We start from the raw sequence: 16,393 nt of genomic DNA on the forward strand, positions 1-16,393 counted from the left end.
GATGCTTATATGAGTATGCACCGGCACGATGTAGAGATTACAGAGTTGGAGCATTACTTCCGCTCAGTAATCGATTGGGTTGCTACTACCTTCACGATGACAGACAAAGAGATGTGTGAGATAGAGTGGGGACGCCTCTACGAAACATACCACACGAAGCCCTATAGTATAGACCATATCACTGCACGCGTCATCGCACTCCGCCAAGACGAATCTATTAGATGTCCTCGCAATATCTATGAATATGTACTGGGCAGAGAGCAGCATACCCATCTCTTGGATGTACGCATCTTTGACGAAAAGGACAAGAAAGTGGCCTATAAGCGACAGACGGAACGAGCTGAGAAAGAGGAAAAAATAGAATTGTCCTCTGTGTGCCATTGGGGGGAATGCCAACAAAACACGTATTTACAAACTCACAGAGATGGATGCCGACCATGTGAGAGCATGGAGCAAAGGCGGCAGCACAACTCTTGCCAATTGCGAAATGCTCTGCAGGACGCACAACAGATCCAAAGGAAATAAATAAACAGTTTCTCATCTCGTACATATCTGGTAGATTATATAAACCTATCAACAATAAAAAATGTACAAGATGAAAACAACATTTGCAAGAGTGGCACAACTATGGAGTCAGGCGAAGCAGCCCATCGTGAAGTATTCTACTATGTGCGCCTATCGCCTTACCCTTCGTTCGCATTTGTTGCCCCGATTTGGGGCTATGACTCAGATTGCAGAGGCCGATGTCCAAGATTTTATTATTGATAAGATAAATAAAGGCCTCTCCAAGAAAACCGTTCGAGATATCATTGCCGTACTTAGGGCTATTATTAAGTATGGAGCAAGACAGAAACTATTTGAGTCGGAGAATTGGCAACTAAGCTACCCAACAATAGAGAAAGGTAGTAAGTTGCCTGTGATGTCAGTTAAGCATCAACGCAGGCTTATGACTTATCTCATTGAGCAGCCAGACTCCAAGAATATAGGGATACTGCTCTCGATTTGTACGGGTATGCGTATCGGGGAGGTGTGCGCATTAGAGTGGTCTTGTGTAGATTTGTCTCATCGAATCCTCCGTATACGGCAAACAGTGGCACGCGTATACGATTGCGAAAAAGGGGCTACCGAGCAAGTTTTTACACTCCGAAAACAAAGCATTCGTTTCGAGAGATCCCTATGAGCAGACATCTGTTTGAGGCTTTGTGTATCGTGAAGAAATCATCCGTTTCGCCCTTTGTTGTTGGTTCGTCTATCAAAGCAATAGACCCTCGCACCTATCGAGATTATTTTGCCCGAGTACTCAAGCACCTACAGATTCCACCGATTGTTTTTCATGGGCTCAGACATACATTTGCAACACGCTGCATAGAAAGTCTGTGCGACTATAAAACTGTCAGTACTATTCTCGGACACTCCAATGTATCAACGACACTTAATCTGTATGTACACCCCAACCTGCAACAAAAGAAATATTGCATTGAGAAGATGAGTCGGTTCCTTGAGCTGAAATAACAAATGATCTCAGCATAAGGAATGACAACTTACCAGTATTTCTTGTAAGTTGCTTTTACAGGTGCATATCGCATAACACTAAACAAAATCTCTACCCAAGATTTACAGTCTTGGGTGGAGATTTTTTACCTCTAAGTTTTTGGATGTGAAAAAGGGTGTAAACCGCATACTCTTGCTGATTTACACCCTTATTGCGGAGAGAGAGGTTTGTGAGCAAACACCTCTCAAATCGTTGTATATCAATTATCTACCAAGACATTATAGCATTTTTGTAGCAGTTATTTGACTGCTGGTTGACTAGCGCTCTGACAACCTAATGACCTTTTTTGAGCATCATTTTTCTGGGTGCGAAGTTATAGAAAAACGTACACACTTCCAAATCGTTGTTCCTTAAACAGTTAGATTTTTTATTGCTACATTGCCCAGTGCACGGTGCAAGTCCCTCTATATAAGGGGACTTGCACCGTGCACTGGAGTTCTTGGCAAAACCTCATATTTCTGATTTTAATCCTGATAAAACTATAACTTTATCCTTGGTGAAGGTCTTTTATGTATTCTGTTTACATCAAACCCAAGGAGAAAGGATTAGAACAGAGTTGCAGATAACCACTTTACAATCCAATCAACACACAAGATAATACGGTATTTTGGATATGCCCCGGTGCATACGCTACTAATATCAATTTGCATCTGATGCAAGACGATTTGCATTGGGTGCAAGAACTTGTATGTAGCGAGTTGTTCTTGCCAAGATGCCAGAATAACTTTAAGGATATGAAAAAGTTAGTAGATTTTCTTCGAGAAGCAAGACTAGAAAAGAACTACAAACAGGACTATGTAGCTGGAAAGTTGGGTGTTACAGGTAGTACTATTTCTCGTTGGGAGAGTGGTGAAACAGAGTTAACACTACAGCAAGTATCAGACTATGCTCAAGTTTTGAACATTAAGATCAAAGACCTGTTTGCATTCCTTGCAAATGAAGGGAACAAAGCCCCCATTGCAGAAGTTCATCTCATAGTTTTCACGAATGAATCCTATGAAGCTATTATGCGAGCTATAAGCGAACTGAGAACGGATGTCTCTATTACAAGTAAAGTAAACATTTGAACAAATGGATCTGATTGCCATAGAAAGTCAAGCCTTTCAGGACTTGGTAGATAAACTCAATAGAATTGAGCAGTATGTTGAAAGAACAAGTCATTTATTACAAGATATTGATGATGAGTTGGAGATGTCAACCGAGGATCTTGTCGAAACATTAATGATTTCCGAGTCGACCTTATATCGGTGGCGCAAGAAGCAACTCATACGCTACCGATATACTGAGAGCGGAGATGTTAGATATTTTTTTAAGTCTATTCTTATTGCTGTAAAGAGTAATCGATTACGTGTCTCGGGGATGCGTAATGAAGACCTGATAGGGCGTCTAAATCGCTTCAAAGACAATCTTATTAGAAACTCATGCTTAAACCGTAAGAATGACGATTGATAAAAACGAGATTCTCGCCCTAACACAGGGAGGTCTAAATGTGTTTGCTCATTATCTGGGCTTCGAGATAAATCTGCATCGTAACTTTCGTAGCCCTTTTTATGAGGATAAGCGAGCCTCCTGTCATATTTACTATGACAAAAAGAGTTACTCCTACAAGTTTTACGACCATGGAGATCCAACTTATTCGGGGGATTGTTTCTGGTTTGTTGCAACTTTACTGGGATTGAACCTTAAAAGCGATTTCCCAGAAGTGATTGATACCATCATACAAGGACTAGGGTTGCATTCCCTGTACAATGGTAAGCTTAGTAATACTTTTTCTGCTTATGGAAAGATGACACCAGAACCTCAAAACGGTAAAAAAGTTTCCCTTTTGAACACACGCCCTTATGACTTTGAGATACAAGTTTTCGATGATACCTTGCTAAACTTTTGGGCACATTATGGTATCTATGAAGATACGCTTCAACGTTTTCGGGTCAGAAGCCTCAAGCGTTATGAAAGTGTCTCGTCCGAAGGGAAAAGATTTGAACTTCATAGTTTTCCGACAGAGCCGATATTTGCCTATATCGGGAATGGCTATGTGAAAATCTATCGACCTCATAGTCCAAAAATTAGATTTTTGTATGGAGGACGAATGCCAAACATTTATTGTTTTGGTATGGAACAACTCCCATGAAAAGGAGATATGCTCTTTATCACGGGAGGGGAGAAGGATGTACTTGCATTGTCTGCCCATGGATTTCATGCCATCTGTTTTAACAGTGAGACGGCTCAAATTCCCGAAAATGTGATAGAGGGTTTGAGCCTGAGATTTCGTCATATCATACTGTTATATGATGACGATGAGACGGGGAATCGTGAAGCAGACCGTCAAGTAGAACAACTATCCAAATATAAAGTACTTCAACTCCGTCTTCCGCTTAGTGGAACAAAAACAGAGAAAGATATATCTGACTACTTTGCTTTGGGGAACGGACGTGATGAGTTTCGAGGGCTACTATCCAAAATGTTTTTGGATGTATATAGCCAAACAATAATGATGCTACGTTCCTGTGAAATAGATTATGAGAACCCTCCAGACGTTTCTAAATCTGTAGTTTCTGTTAATGGAGTACCTCTTGGATCTCAAGACAATCTTTTTTGTATTACAGGAGGAGAGGGCACTGGTAAAAGTAATTATATCTCAGCAATTCTATCGGGAACACTTGGGGTAGAACGTTTAGAAACTGAAAAAAACTCGGGGCTGGAGGTTACTCCCAATCCTAAGAGATTAGCTGTGTTACATTATGACACAGAGCAATCAGAAGCTCAACTGCATAAGAATTTAGGCAAGACCCTACGTCGAGCCTCTTTAGCTACTGTCCCCGAATTTTATCATTCATTGTATCTAGCCTCGCTCTCTCGTAAAGACCGTCTTAAATTAATCCGTGAGAGTATGGATCCATTTCATCATAAACATGCAGGGATTTATCTTGTCGTAATTGATGGAATTGCCGATCTGATACGCTCAGCCAATGATGAAAGCGAAAGTATTGCTATTATCGATGAACTCTACGGTTTAGCGGGGATTTATAACACCTGCATCATCTGTGTACTTCACTTTGTACCTAATGGGATTAAGCTTCGTGGACATATCGGTTCAGAATTGCAACGTAAAGCAGCCGGAATTCTGTCTATCGAGAGGAACGAAAATCCCGAATATTCAGTAGTAAAGGCGTTAAGAGTACGAGATAGAAGCCCATTGGATGTGCCAATGATGCTTTTGGGCTGGAGTAAAGAGTTGAATATGCACGTTTATCGAGGAGAGAAATCCAGGGAAGATAAGGATAAACGCAAGACCGAAGAGTTGGTAGCGGTTATCCGAGAAGCCTTCGGGCTAAACACTAGGCTCTCGTATCAAGAACTCTGTGAGGTGTTGATGCGGGAAATGGAGATCAAAGACCGCACGGCTAAGAAGTACATCGCCTATATGCGTGAGCAGGGTGTCTTGACACAGGACACTAACGGCAACTATCAAAAGGGGGAGAGATGTCGTACATAGAAGAGAATAAGTCAGAAAATCAGCAAGCGAATAGGGTTAAACTCCTTTTTGAGCATATGCTCTCTATGGAGGAGAAGATCGATGAACTACTCGTACTCAAAGACCAGCTGCTTGATACTACAGTTCGTCCACCACTCAATTCTGAATATCTCGACATCATTGAGGTGGCGAAGCTTTTGCGTGTGGAACAAAAGACCATCTACAACCGGGTTTGGGAGGGAAAAATTCCGTATCTCAAAGCCAACGGTCGATTGCTCTCTAAGCGAGATGAGATTGATGAGATGCTTGTAAAGGAGAAGTAGGGTAATGTCGATTGAGGTATAGAAAAGAGTTGGATTCTATTGTTGTTACAATATCGCTTTTGATGTATTGAATGCAAGGAATTCAACTTGAAACTACTTTTTTCGTTCAATCTGCACGATTTCCATATTTTGATTGCATAAACAATTCATATTTACTACCTTTGCATAGTAACAAAAGTGTAGTAAAATATGATCGCATCATTTACAGTTCGAAACTACCTCTCCTTCCGGCAGCCTGTAACATTTAGTTTTGAGCCTACGAGCGACAGTTTTATGTCGGATGAATATCTGATTGAAATTAAGGAGGGGGTACGCCTACTCAAAATCGGGATTATATATGGGGCAAATGCTTCTGGTAAAACAAATTTAATCTCAGCATTGGATACCTTGAGGGCCATAATGTGCCTACCCATAGAGGATAAAACTAAGGATGTTGGGGTTGTTCCCTTCTTGCTGGACGAGGAATCCCGACAGGGGAAAACAGAGTTTGAGTTATCCTTTTATATAAATAAGGAGAAATACCTGTTACAACTGACGGCTGATAGTAAGCGAATCTACCAAGAGAAGTTATTTTTCTATCCATCAAGTCGGGCTGCTGTTTTATACGAAAGGAATTACAATCCAGAGTTGGATTTAGTAGAAATCAATTGGGGTAGCTATCTAAAACTCAGCAAAAAAAGCTATATGGCAATTGAGGGTAACACCATCGCCAATATGTCTGTTATAGCAGCTTGGAGTAAGAGTAATGTAGAAACTTCACGTCTGAATGATGTATATCTTTTCTTCTCTGAACAAATGTTTTTACCTGTAACAGCTACATTATCATTAGCCGCATATGTAAGAGAAACTCTTAGGAATGATGTCAAAGGGACTGTGAAAGATTTTGCTAAGAAGTTTCTTCAGACCTCAGATTTTAATATCTCTGATATTGATATAGAAGATGAGGAAGTGCAACTTAATGAAGAGGTACGCACGCTTTTGTCCTCACTACCTGTTCCGGAGAATGCTAAGTTTGACTGGCTAAAAGATGGAATCATTCGCAAAGAGCAATTTGTCTTTACACATCAAACTTCCCAAGGTAAATATCGACTACCAGAAACTATGGAGTCTGCAGGAACCTTTCAGATATTAATGCTTTCAGTTCTTCTATATAAGGTACTCCACCAAGCTAGCATTATCATCATTGATGAGATAGAGGCTAGTTTGCATTATGAACTCTTGTCTTATTTTGTTAGGACATTCATTGCTAGCTGTGAGATGCCATCTCAGTTACTCTTTACTACTCATGATCTCAATCTTCTCAATGAGGAATTCGTTCGAAGAGATACGATTTGGTTTGCAGAAAAGGGTGCTGATGGGGGAAGTATGCTTACTCGCTTATCGGCATACGGTTTGCACAAGACGGCATCACCTTACAATGCTTATAGACAAAACAAGTTAGCATCATTGCCTTTTCTAGGTTCTCATTATATCGACATAAATGGTGACTAAGCTATGGAAAAGAAAAGTGTTGCAATTATAGGAGAGGGAGAAACAGAATGGTTCTACTTGGAGTCGCTTCGTATAGCAAAGCGTTACCCATTTCAAATGAAGCCAACTTTCCCTAAGCATTCAGATTGGCGATATATCTTTCAGCAGGCTCAATCCTGTTTGTCTGAAGGCTATGACATTGTGATCTGCCTTGTTGATATGGACGTCATATACAACAAACCAGCAGAAAAGCCTCTGTATGATAACAAGAAGGCTGATCTTCAGAAGGCTGGGATAATCGTTATTGAGACCAATCCTTGTACAGAGTTCTGGTTCCTACTTCATTTTTTACCTTCTCTATCGACTAAAGCCTATCAAACATACGAGGAGTTGGAGAAAGAGTTGAGGAAATATCTTGCTGGTTATGAAAAAACCAAGAAGTTTTTCAAAAAGAATCCACTATATCCTTACCTGATAAAGTATGGAGATTTGTCCCGAGCTACCAAATATGCAACACAGCTACTGAAAATAGCTCAACAGACTCCCGAGGATTTACACTCGTACACTCAGATTCATGAATTGCTAAGGTTATTAGAAAAATTGGGGTAAAGAAATAGCTTCAATAATGGAAATTTAGAAGCAAAAAAGCGTCAAGTAAACATATTTTACTTGACGCTTTTTCTATCTCCACTTGGGTTTAGGGATTACTACACTACTCATGATGCCTCGGGCTTCAGATTCGCTCTTAGGAGCGTGCTCAGAGGACTGCGGCGTTGTCATGTGTTGGAGCAAAGTGTGAGTGGGTTCTTGCGTTGCCCCTTGAGAGGGTCGCGTTTTGTACTCCTCCTTGTCCTTGCCCCTTCTTCTCTCCATCTTTAATTTCTTCCTCCTCAGGCTCGGGCGGAACAAGCTCTAAGGCAATTTTTCTCTCTAGTTCTGCCGCCTGCCCCTTAAGCGAGCGTAACTCGTCCTCTTTTTCCCACGATCCATTGGCAATCGTAGTGTACACCCCAATATCTGCCGTCGCCTTGGCAAGTTCTTTCTCATGTATTTCAATGACCTTAGGGATGCGCTCAAGGGCATTGACAAAGTTGGCACAAGCGAATTTGGGATCGCTAGCGAGCTTACCATTGTTATAGGTGTAGTAGATACCCTCCTGCTCTTTGACAAAAAATTGATTGGACGACATCTGAAAGAGGTCTTTCATGGAGCTTTCTGTTTTTACCGTGATAGAGAAACCGTAAGTCTCTCCGATTTTGTGGTGTTCACCATTGGTGCGGGCTTTCTCTTCAATTTCCTGCAATCGCGCCGCCATAACCTTAATATCTGCACTTTCATCTATCCCTTTAAGCATAAGCTTATTGATAGCCTTCCCCTCCGTATCCCGCTCTACCCGGCTTTCAAAGAGAGTAAGGTCTGCCTTAGCCTCTTGGATACGCCGACTGTGATATTCTACCGAGTGCTGTATTTTGGCGAGTTTTCCACCAGCTGCATCACGCTCTTTGAGGAAGGTTTTACGTTCCGACTCCAAGGCTGTAATCTTTTTATCAAGTTTTGCCTTTTCCAGCAGGTCTGTATTGCCGGAAAGTACAGCCACATATTCCGAGAAGTTCATACCGCTATCCTCGTCCATACTTTCTTCCTCGATTGTACGAGAGCCGAGCGTATTTGTCTTGAACTGTGGTGTACTGAAAAAAGTTGACAGTAGAGGAGGAGAAAAAACAAGAAACTATGTCCAAACATTTCAGTATTCTGGAACGCCTCCATATTTTGGAAGAGTACCTCGGTTCAGATCTCAGCAAGTACGCCATTGAAAAGAAATACGGTTTGAACAGGGGGAGTATTTACTATTGGCTTCGTAAATTTGGGTTATCAGACAAACCCAAAGCAGAAGTTATGAAAACCCCGACATCTGACAATCCGCTCAGTATGAGTGAACAAGAAGAGTTGAAGCGTCTTCGAAAGGAGAACCGTCAGCTCAAAGCAAGACTCAAACACGAGGAACTCGGTCATAAAGCCTACAAGTTACTCGTTGAATTCGCGGAAGAAACCTACGGCATCGAGATCAGAAAAAACTCCGAAGCCAAGTAGTTCAGCGTTTGTCAGAGGACAATCGACCTCATCATCCGGTCTCCCCCCCCTCTGCGAACTGCTTGGCTTCAGCCGTCAGGCCTACTATAAACGCAACTTCAACACGCCAAGTCTCTACGAAACAGACGTTCTGGAGACAAGTCTGGTCTTCTATTGTCGGTATCTGCGCAGGAGAGAACACCTCCCCAAGGCCGGCTTCAGGGAGTTGTACCTGTTGTGCAAACAACACTTCGGGGAAAAGTTCGTCATCAGCCGAGACCGCTTCTGCGACTTGCTCCGTGCCAACAACTTAATGTTACGTAAACGACGTTATCGCCCCCGTACCACCAACTCCAACCATCACTTCCATAAGTACGATGATTTATTCAACACAGAACCCAAATACGAGCCCAAGAAACCGGGCGATCTCCTCGTGGCAGACATCACCTACATCACCTATCGTGGAGGCTTCGCCTACCTATCCCTCCTTACAGACGCATACAGCCGTTGTATCGTGGGGGCACTGCCTGCACCCTACACTTGAAGTGGAGGGCTGTCTCACGGCGCTCGAACAAACCTTTGACTTCTACAAAAGGCATAAAGTAGACATCCTCCACACGATCCACCATCGCGATCGAGGCGTACAGTATGCCTCCACCCGGTACACGCAACTTCTTACCGAGCGGGGATGTCGCATCAGCATGACCCGTACGGGAGATCCGCTTCATAACGCTTTGGCTGAAAGGATAAACAACACACTGAAGAACTCATGGTACATCTCCTCCGAGGATCAAACATTCGAGGAAGCAGCACAAGCCATCCGGATGTACAACGAAGTCCGCCCCCATCAAGCCATCGGTGGACGCACGCCAATGCAACTGCTACAAAAAGGTGCTCAAAATCTCCTTGTGGCCTGCCAAGAAGACTCTTGGCGCATTTCTCCCAAGTTCTACGCAAGGATGAATTCCGAACAAAGAGCTAAATTTGCATCGTGTCAACGTTTATCCCCCTTACCTAAGGACAGTGTAAACCCACCTCATAAAATCTATTGTGTAAACCAAGTGTAAAACTATCCTCCTCTACTGTCAACTTTTTTCAGTACACCACAAGCTGATTGATGAAGAGCTGTTTGTTGTGTAACAGATTGAATTTGTAGCTGTCGAGTGAACGCTCGACGGCATAGATAATGACATCAACCTTATTGTCGGCAAACTCTTTGGCCACAAGGTTCCCCTTACGGATAGCCCGTCCGTTGTGCTGCTCAAGGTCTGAAGGACGATCGGGTAGGTCAAGGGCATTACTGCCCTCTTCCCCCCCTCAGAACCGTACGTGAGAGTTTCCCCTCATACGGCTCAAGCTTTTCTAAATCTCTATTCTTATATAGAGACCGGCTCATACTACTTCTTTCTGTTGTCATTGGATTTTCGGGTTAATTTGAAACATTCGTCATGAACCAATATATTGCACTTTCGTCCTTTTTGAACGGTTGGCAGTACATTCCATGCCTTGTGCGTATCTATCGGCTCTCCACATATTGGACATATTCTCCCTTGCTTTTCCCATAGGTGAAGCAAAGATTTACGTCCTTTTAGTGTTACAAGCATTTTCGACTTCATTCTCTTGTTGAAGTATAAACGACAATCCGTGTCAAATGGATTCATATCTCCTTTAATCTGCGTATATGGCAGGAAAGGGAATGCAGAGGAGAGCGTCAGCAATGTTAGCTGGTCATCTTTCCCATTTGACTTCCTGAACTTGGCAGCAAATGTCCAACTATTACCTCGGATGTTATACCAATAACGGTCTTTAATCCATCGCTTCCCTTTCTTGGAATGGCGACGTTTAGCCCATTGCCATAGGGAGAGGAATATCTGATGGTCAATTCTGTGAAAAGAATCACGCGTTGCACCATGCTGATAATAAGCCCCCCAACCTCGGATTTTAGCGTTCAACATTCTGATTAAGGACTCCTGCTTACAACCCTTATTGCCTTTTATCACCTTACGGATATTCTCCATAAAGCGTTTTTCGGCTTTCTTGGTCGGCTTGGTCAATATTTCATTGCCGTATTTGCGGATATTAAAACCAAGAAAATCGAACCCGTCACGAATGTTGGTTATCACCGTCTTTTCTTCAGACAGGGTAAGCCCTCTTTCCGCCATGAATTCGGCTACCAAAGGCTTGATTTCGTTTTCAAGCGTTTCTCTGTTCTCACAAGTGATAATAAAGTCATCGGCATAACGTACCAGATTCACCATTGGAGAATAATGTTCCCCTTTTATGGTTCTTCTTTTATATCTCTCTGCGAGAGCTTTCTGCAACCCATCCAATGTCATATTGGCAAGCGTTGGAGAGATGATACCACCTTGTGGAGTACCCTCCTCTGTCGGGAACATCTGTTTATTAAAGATATAGCCACATTTCAACCATTTTTGGAGCATTGCCTTGTTCATAGGGATGTTGGTAAGCAGCCACTTGTGGCTGATATGGTCAAAGCACCCTTTTATATCCCCCTCCAAAATCCATTTGGGAGAATAGCCTTTTCGAAGGATATTATGACATTGCGTTACTGCATCCATACAACGACGTTCCTTACGGAATCCGTATGAACGAGTATCGGCTGTCGTCTCAGCTACTGGTTCCAATGCCATGAGGTAGAGTGCTTGCATGGCTCTGTCTTTTAATGTAGGTATTCCCAATGGGCGCAGTTTGCCATTACTCTTTTTGATGTGAACTCTTCTCAAGGGCTTCGGCTGATAGCCTCTGCGTCTGAGGTCGTTTATTGCTTGCATTTTTGTTTCGGGTTTCTCCCATGTTTCCATGCCAACCCCATGGGTATTACCCCCTCCGTTAGAAGTAACCCTCTTTACGGCTAAGGCTTTTGCGTAAAAAGAGTGGGTCAGCGTCCACTGTAGGGATTTCACCTTGTCGTGTTTGCCGTCCTTTTGAGCCTTTACAATACGTGCTTGTAGCTTTCTAACAGACAGCTCTGCCTTAGTCCAGTCAATGCTGTCCCAAAGCGTTTGCTGATTGTCAGCAGGTGCAAACGATGTTTTGTTCTCGTTCATTTGCTTTCCTTCTTTTGAAAGTTCTAAAAGTTAATTGTAAAGAATCACCATTTGACAACACTCGACTTGCTTGCCTGACGAATGTCGTCACAGAAGTCTGCCCACTTTCGTGTCGGATGATGTTGTCCACACCAGCTCGTGATGTCGACTCAATCCGTATCCGTTCCATTACAGAACGGCATTCGCTTTTTCTGTTATCTTATACCTGCATACCATTCAGCGTTCATTACTGTCTGCTTACCTATCAAACTGTATGACAGGAGATATATAGGCTTACCATGTTCCACATAGATAACTAACGGATAGGTTAGGTTCTGTCTCATCCTCCGGCGGTGCTTGTGTCCGTGTAATCCTACCATGGAGAGGACTAGCCGACCGCTTCCCTTTTGGGGAGAGTGTATCAGTATCTTACACTCTTTCGTGACATTACGAAGTTTACTAACAGTTCGCTTACGCTAACCATACTATCCAGCCTCGCCACTCTACGGTATGATACTAACCGTACTTGACTTTCCCTCACGGTACTGTCTCGTCTTGCGAAAGTGTACTTTGTCCCGACCGCTTACAGCATTAAGGTGCATCGGTCGGTAGGCTACCGCTGACGGAACAGCGGGTTAAAGCTGATACTCGTAAGTATCATTCTAACAATTATCTATGCGACTTCATGTCGCACCCAAGGCGTATCGAGATGATGAATCGCTACCGCTCGCTGTTGGGCATTAACTCCCGTTCCAAGCATTTCGGTGGACCCGAACAGGATGCGTATACTTCCCTTATTCATACCCTCAATTACTGCTTTTTTAGCCTTCTCATTTTTGCATTCTTGAATGAAACGGATCTCTGATGAGGGTATGCCATAGTCTTTAGTGAGCTTACGCTTGATTTCGGAATAGACATTCCACTCTCCGGGCTTGTAAGTCCCGAGGTCAGAGAAGACAAATTGCGTCCCTTTTTGTGCATTATACTTTTGGTAGTAGTCGTTAAGCATTTTGGCGCAGTGAGAAGCCTTATTGTAGATGTGGTCTTCGTAGGCAGAATCAATCATGCGTAGGTCAAGACTCATCTTCCTCGCATAATCAGTCATTAAGAATTAAGGGAAATAGGGGGAAACGCAAGGAATGTAACTATTTGAAATAATATCATTTAGCATTTTCTTACTATTTTGAGGGTAAGCAAGAACGAGCATCAAACGGCAGGAGTTCCGTTACCAAATCGTAACCCATCAGGGAAAAAGCAAAAAGGGGTTACGAATTGAATGTAAACAACTGTGTCATAGGTTTTTATTCTTCATCTTTCATTTTTCTGCATCGCTCAGGAATACTTGTTCGTATGTACCTTTGCAAGCAAAGGAAATTTTGAAAAAACGACAGAAAAAATGAAAGAAAACAAGCTGAAAGTATCGTTCTTCGTTCAGGCGAAACGAACCGACAAGAAAGGACTTGTGCCTGTCATCGGGCGTATCTCCGTAGGCAGAACCCATTCGGGCTTCTCCACCAAGTGCAAGACTCCGCTCACTCATTGGGACAGTCGTAAGCAAAGGCTTATCGGCAAGAGTAGCATGGCTGTGTCCGTCAATCAAAAACTTGGTGAATGCACCGCACTTATTCACACACGCTTTCACGAACTCAGTGAAAGGAAAGAAACTTTCACAGCCACAGACGTGAGGGATGCCTATCAAGGACAAATCCACCGCCAAACCCTGCTCTTGGAGAGTTTCGGGGAGTATCTCACACAGACAAAGGAGCGCATAGGCATTGATAGAGCTTTAAAGACATTCAAACTCCGTACCTACCAGCTATCCCTGCTTCGTGAGTATGTGCAGAAGAAGCACAAAGTAAGCGACATTCCACTCTCACAGCTGGACAAAGCATTTATCGAGGGCTTCGAGTATTATCTCACCATTGACCGAAAGCTGAAACGCAGCAGCGTATCGAGTGCCTTATCCACCTTGCAGACCATCGTCCGCATGGCGATGGCGGTAAAGAAAGGTGTGCTGGACTTCTATCCTTTTTGGGGATACAGTTACGAGCGACCAAAGGGTGAACCAAGAAGCATTACGCAGGAAGAACTTGAGCGCATCATCGAGTTGAAGATTGAATGGGAGAACTATCGTATTGTCCGTGATTTGTTCGTCTTCTCCTGCTTTTCAGGGCTTGCCATCTCCGATGTCCGCAATCTGAGAGAGGAAAACATTGTCTTGGAAGAAGGCGAACTCTGCATCAAGGGCAGCCGAATGAAGACCAAAACTCCGTATCGTGTACAGGTACTTCCTCCTGCTTGGGCGATAATGGAGCGGTACAGAGGAAAGCGTGCAGGCTTTGTCTTTGACGTACCGACTACCGACATTATCCTCAATGGCATGCACCACATACAGAGAAACATCGGCATGGAAAGTCCGCTGACCTTCCATATGGCTCGGCACACCTTTGCGTCGCTTATCACACTCTCGGCAGGTGTACCTATCGAAACGGTGAGCCGTATGCTCGGACACACAAATTTGAGAACAACACAAATTTATGCAGTTGTTTCCTCCGAAAGAATCCATCGGGACATGCAGGAAGTGCAACAACGCATACAAGATACATTCACCTTAAAACTTTGACATCATGACACGTAGTACATTCAAGACACTCTTTTATATTAATCGCTCCAAAGAGAAAAAGAACGGCAAATGCCCGATTATGGGACGCATCACCATAGACGGTGAGCAGGTGCAATACAGCACGGGCAAGGAAATCGCTTCCGAACTTTGGGACAGTCGTAAGGGACGATGCAAGGGTATAGGCGAAGAGACAAAGGAAATCAACCGCTATTTACAAAGCAAAGAGGAACAAGCCAAAGCGAAGTATCAAGAATTAGTCTGGCAACGTGGCTATATTACCGCTGAGTTGCTGAAGCGTGAACTCATGGAAGAAGACAAGCCCAAAGGTTTTCTTATGGAGGAAGCACGACTTTTCATAGAGGAAAAGCGTCCTTGCGTAGGAATAACGGTAGCCAAGCCGACCTTTGCCAACTACATCTATGCCACACAACTCATTGAGGCTTATTTGCGTGAACGCTTGGGGCTGGAGGATATTCGCTACTCATCGCTTGACTATGGTTTCATCGAAGGGATGGACTTCTACCTTAAATCAGAGCGCAACCTTTCTCTTGCCACTATTCAGGTAGCGGTCATCTTCCTTAGAAAACTCATCGGCATAGGTCAGCAGAAGAAGTATATCCGCATCGATCCGTTTGCAGACTACAAAGCAGAACTTCCACACCGCACAAGGCGTTATCTCACTACGGAGGAACTGCAACGGGTATTGCAAACACCTATCATTGACAGACAATTCGAGCGAGCAAGACAACTCTTCCTTTTCTGTTCCTTCACTGGTTTGGCTCGTGTAGACATGCAACGGCTCAAACCAAAACACATCATCCATAATGCAGACGGCACAGAGGAAATCCGCATCAAAAGGCAGAAAACAGACGTGGAAGCCATCATTCCGCTTCTGCCCATTGCCAAACAAATACTTTCGCTCTATATCAAGGACAAGAAAGCAGACGAATTGATATTTCCCAATCTTACAATAAGGAAGGCATCCTTTGCGTGTGTGAACATCGGGCAGATATGCCGGATAGAGAAAGGCTTGACCTTTCACATGGCTCGCCACACATTCTCAACCACGATTTGCCTTTCCAACGGCATCTCAATGGAAACGCTCAGCAAGATGCTCGGACACAGCAATATAGGTACGACACAAATCTACGGAAAGATAACCGACCACAAGATACAAGAGGATATGACCGCACTCACCGATAGAGAGCATTCAGCCTTTGAAGGCTATTGTGAGTCAATCGCAAGGCAGAGTGCAGTGCAGCAACAAGCATAAAAAGGAAGTAATTACCAAACATTTATTATTCACGATTGAAAACCAAACGATTATGAAAGAGAACAACAAACAGGTACTTTCCTACTTTCGGTTGAAATTAAGAAGTTATATGAGTGAGCATCACCCCGAAAGATTGCACGACACAGAGTTTATCACCACACGAGCAGACATGGCTCTAACTGCTTACTGCGATGCAGTGGCACAAGGTTTTTCGCACCTCGAAGCAGAGAGCATAGCAAGTGAGGTATTGTATCAAGGTTTGCACTTTTCCAAGTACGACACGCTTGTTTCTGTCTTGGAGAACGAGTTTGAGAGGGAACTGCCTGCACCACTCCCTGAGAAGCTTGCACCCATATTGTTGTCGAACAAGGATGTTCAAGCCACATTCGACAAGTTCGGTTTGACAAACACATTTGCCGCAAGCGGACAATACGACCGTCTTTACACCGAACTCACAGGCACGATTGTGCTGCTCATCGAGAGCAACAACCTGCCAACGGTCAGACTGACGGAGGAAGCAAGCCCGAAGACGTTGTAAGCAAAGGCGCACGCAAAGCCCC

At 43.5% G+C, this 16,393-nt stretch carries 16 protein-coding genes and 3 pseudogenes; 13 read left to right on the top strand and 6 right to left on the bottom strand.

Annotation, left to right across the window (positions count from 1 at the left end):
- Nucleotides 1-63: 63 nt before the first annotated feature.
- Nucleotides 64-381: a hypothetical protein gene (locus JT26_RS10945; RefSeq protein WP_235299989.1), complete on the bottom strand. Its 318-nt coding sequence runs from the start codon at nucleotides 379-381 to the stop codon at nucleotides 64-66.
- Nucleotides 382-424: 43 nt separating this feature from the next.
- Here JT26_RS10945 and JT26_RS10950 point away from each other — a divergent pair, with 43 nt between their 5' ends.
- The 9 genes and pseudogenes from JT26_RS10950 to JT26_RS00220 all read left to right on the top strand — a co-directional run bounded on the left by JT26_RS10950 (nucleotide 425) and on the right by JT26_RS00220 (nucleotide 7,429).
- The gene (locus tag JT26_RS10950) at nucleotides 425-529 is read left to right on the top strand and encodes an HNH endonuclease (RefSeq protein WP_235299990.1); all 105 of its coding nucleotides are present in this window, start codon (nucleotides 425-427) and stop codon (nucleotides 527-529) included.
- A gap of 66 nt (nucleotides 530-595) precedes the next feature.
- A complete protein-coding gene (locus tag JT26_RS11075; protein WP_255359376.1) occupies nucleotides 596-1,180 on the top strand; it encodes a tyrosine-type recombinase/integrase in 585 nt (194 codons plus the stop codon).
- A complete protein-coding gene (locus JT26_RS11080; protein ID WP_255359377.1) occupies nucleotides 1,177-1,512 on the top strand; it encodes a tyrosine-type recombinase/integrase in 336 nt (111 codons plus the stop codon). The genes JT26_RS11075 and JT26_RS11080 overlap by 4 nt, the downstream gene beginning before the upstream one ends.
- Nucleotides 1,513-2,286: 774 nt before the next feature.
- On the top strand, nucleotides 2,287-2,619 hold the full coding sequence (locus JT26_RS00195; protein WP_036793040.1) for a helix-turn-helix domain-containing protein: 333 nt from the start codon (nucleotides 2,287-2,289) through the stop codon (nucleotides 2,617-2,619).
- 4 nt (nucleotides 2,620-2,623) lie between these two features.
- Entirely contained in the window at nucleotides 2,624-3,001 is a 378-nt protein-coding gene (locus tag JT26_RS00200) for a MerR family transcriptional regulator (protein ID WP_036844456.1), read from the top strand.
- A pseudogene (locus JT26_RS00205) lies at nucleotides 2,991-5,048 on the top strand (bifunctional DNA primase/helicase). The gene JT26_RS00200 and the pseudogene JT26_RS00205 overlap by 11 nt, the downstream one beginning before the upstream one ends.
- Nucleotides 5,036-5,350 carry a helix-turn-helix domain-containing protein gene (locus JT26_RS00210; RefSeq protein ID WP_036844459.1) on the top strand — a complete coding sequence of 105 codons (315 nt, stop codon included), beginning with the start codon at nucleotides 5,036-5,038 and terminating at the stop codon, nucleotides 5,348-5,350. The pseudogene JT26_RS00205 and the gene JT26_RS00210 overlap by 13 nt, the downstream one beginning before the upstream one ends.
- A gap of 189 nt (nucleotides 5,351-5,539) precedes the next feature.
- Nucleotides 5,540-6,841, top strand: coding sequence for an ATP/GTP-binding protein (locus JT26_RS00215; protein ID WP_036793015.1), 1,302 nt, complete (start codon nucleotides 5,540-5,542; stop codon nucleotides 6,839-6,841).
- A gap of 3 nt (nucleotides 6,842-6,844) precedes the next feature.
- Nucleotides 6,845-7,429: an RloB family protein gene (locus JT26_RS00220; RefSeq protein ID WP_036844462.1), complete on the top strand. Its 585-nt coding sequence runs from the start codon at nucleotides 6,845-6,847 to the stop codon at nucleotides 7,427-7,429.
- Nucleotides 7,430-7,577: 148 nt separating this feature from the next.
- Here the strand turns inward: JT26_RS00220 and JT26_RS00225 are convergent, their stop codons facing one another.
- A complete protein-coding gene (locus JT26_RS00225) occupies nucleotides 7,578-8,453 on the bottom strand; it encodes a hypothetical protein (protein WP_369793994.1) in 876 nt (291 codons plus the stop codon).
- A 98-nt stretch (nucleotides 8,454-8,551) separates the two neighbouring features.
- Here JT26_RS00225 and JT26_RS10335 point away from each other — a divergent pair.
- Nucleotides 8,552-9,891, top strand: a pseudogene (locus JT26_RS10335) (IS3 family transposase); the annotation flags it as partial.
- 106 nt (nucleotides 9,892-9,997) lie between these two features.
- Here the strand turns inward: JT26_RS10335 and JT26_RS10340 are convergent.
- The 4 genes and pseudogenes from JT26_RS10340 to JT26_RS00250 all read right to left on the bottom strand — a co-directional run.
- Nucleotides 9,998-10,286 (bottom strand): annotated as a pseudogene (locus JT26_RS10340) (hypothetical protein); the annotation flags it as partial.
- 1 nt (nucleotide 10,287) lies between these two features.
- Entirely contained in the window at nucleotides 10,288-11,958 is a 1,671-nt protein-coding gene (ltrA, locus tag JT26_RS00245) for a group II intron reverse transcriptase/maturase (RefSeq protein ID WP_036844477.1), read from the bottom strand.
- A gap of 194 nt (nucleotides 11,959-12,152) precedes the next feature.
- The gene (locus JT26_RS10955; RefSeq protein ID WP_235299991.1) at nucleotides 12,153-12,317 is read right to left on the bottom strand and encodes a hypothetical protein; all 165 of its coding nucleotides are present in this window, start codon (nucleotides 12,315-12,317) and stop codon (nucleotides 12,153-12,155) included.
- Between the two features lie 293 nt (nucleotides 12,318-12,610).
- Nucleotides 12,611-13,000, bottom strand: a complete 390-nt coding sequence (locus JT26_RS00250; protein ID WP_235299998.1) for a hypothetical protein — start codon at nucleotides 12,998-13,000, stop codon at nucleotides 12,611-12,613.
- Between the two features lie 333 nt (nucleotides 13,001-13,333).
- Here JT26_RS00250 and JT26_RS00255 point away from each other — a divergent pair, with 333 nt between their 5' ends.
- The 3 genes from JT26_RS00255 to JT26_RS00265 are packed head-to-tail and all read left to right on the top strand — an operon-like array spanning nucleotide 13,334 to nucleotide 16,371.
- Nucleotides 13,334-14,560 carry a site-specific integrase gene (locus JT26_RS00255; RefSeq protein WP_036844489.1) on the top strand — a complete coding sequence of 409 codons (1,227 nt, stop codon included), beginning with the start codon at nucleotides 13,334-13,336 and terminating at the stop codon, nucleotides 14,558-14,560.
- Nucleotides 14,561-14,564: 4 nt separating this feature from the next.
- Nucleotides 14,565-15,833, top strand: coding sequence for a site-specific integrase (locus JT26_RS00260; RefSeq protein WP_004352919.1), 1,269 nt, complete (start codon nucleotides 14,565-14,567; stop codon nucleotides 15,831-15,833).
- A 52-nt stretch (nucleotides 15,834-15,885) separates the two neighbouring features.
- Nucleotides 15,886-16,371, top strand: coding sequence for a DUF1896 domain-containing protein (locus JT26_RS00265; protein ID WP_036844501.1), 486 nt, complete (start codon nucleotides 15,886-15,888; stop codon nucleotides 16,369-16,371).
- Nucleotides 16,372-16,393 lie beyond the last annotated feature (22 nt).

Source organism: Porphyromonas sp. COT-108 OH1349 (assembly GCF_000768755.1).
Taxonomy (GTDB): domain Bacteria; phylum Bacteroidota; class Bacteroidia; order Bacteroidales; family Porphyromonadaceae; genus Porphyromonas_A; species Porphyromonas_A canoris.

Coding starts and splice junctions, on each gene's coding strand:
- JT26_RS00210 (WP_036844459.1), top strand. CDS start 5,036: ATGTCGTACATAGAAGAGAATAAGTCAGAAAATCAGCAAGCGAATAGG.
- JT26_RS10955 (WP_235299991.1), bottom strand. CDS start 12,317: ATGGTAGGATTACACGGACACAAGCACCGCCGGAGGATGAGACAGAAC.
- JT26_RS00265 (WP_036844501.1), top strand. CDS start 15,886: ATGAAAGAGAACAACAAACAGGTACTTTCCTACTTTCGGTTGAAATTA.
- JT26_RS10950 (WP_235299990.1), top strand. CDS start 425: ATGGATGCCGACCATGTGAGAGCATGGAGCAAAGGCGGCAGCACAACT.
- JT26_RS00260 (WP_004352919.1), top strand. CDS start 14,565: ATGACACGTAGTACATTCAAGACACTCTTTTATATTAATCGCTCCAAA.
- JT26_RS00220 (WP_036844462.1), top strand. CDS start 6,845: ATGGAAAAGAAAAGTGTTGCAATTATAGGAGAGGGAGAAACAGAATGG.
- JT26_RS00215 (WP_036793015.1), top strand. CDS start 5,540: ATGATCGCATCATTTACAGTTCGAAACTACCTCTCCTTCCGGCAGCCT.
- JT26_RS00255 (WP_036844489.1), top strand. CDS start 13,334: ATGAAAGAAAACAAGCTGAAAGTATCGTTCTTCGTTCAGGCGAAACGA.
- JT26_RS11080 (WP_255359377.1), top strand. CDS start 1,177: ATGAGCAGACATCTGTTTGAGGCTTTGTGTATCGTGAAGAAATCATCC.
- JT26_RS00195 (WP_036793040.1), top strand. CDS start 2,287: ATGAAAAAGTTAGTAGATTTTCTTCGAGAAGCAAGACTAGAAAAGAAC.
- JT26_RS00200 (WP_036844456.1), top strand. CDS start 2,624: ATGGATCTGATTGCCATAGAAAGTCAAGCCTTTCAGGACTTGGTAGAT.
- ltrA (WP_036844477.1), bottom strand. CDS start 11,958: ATGAACGAGAACAAAACATCGTTTGCACCTGCTGACAATCAGCAAACG.
- JT26_RS00225 (WP_369793994.1), bottom strand. CDS start 8,453: ATGGACGAGGATAGCGGTATGAACTTCTCGGAATATGTGGCTGTACTT.
- JT26_RS11075 (WP_255359376.1), top strand. CDS start 596: ATGAAAACAACATTTGCAAGAGTGGCACAACTATGGAGTCAGGCGAAG.
- JT26_RS10945 (WP_235299989.1), bottom strand. CDS start 381: ATGGCACACAGAGGACAATTCTATTTTTTCCTCTTTCTCAGCTCGTTC.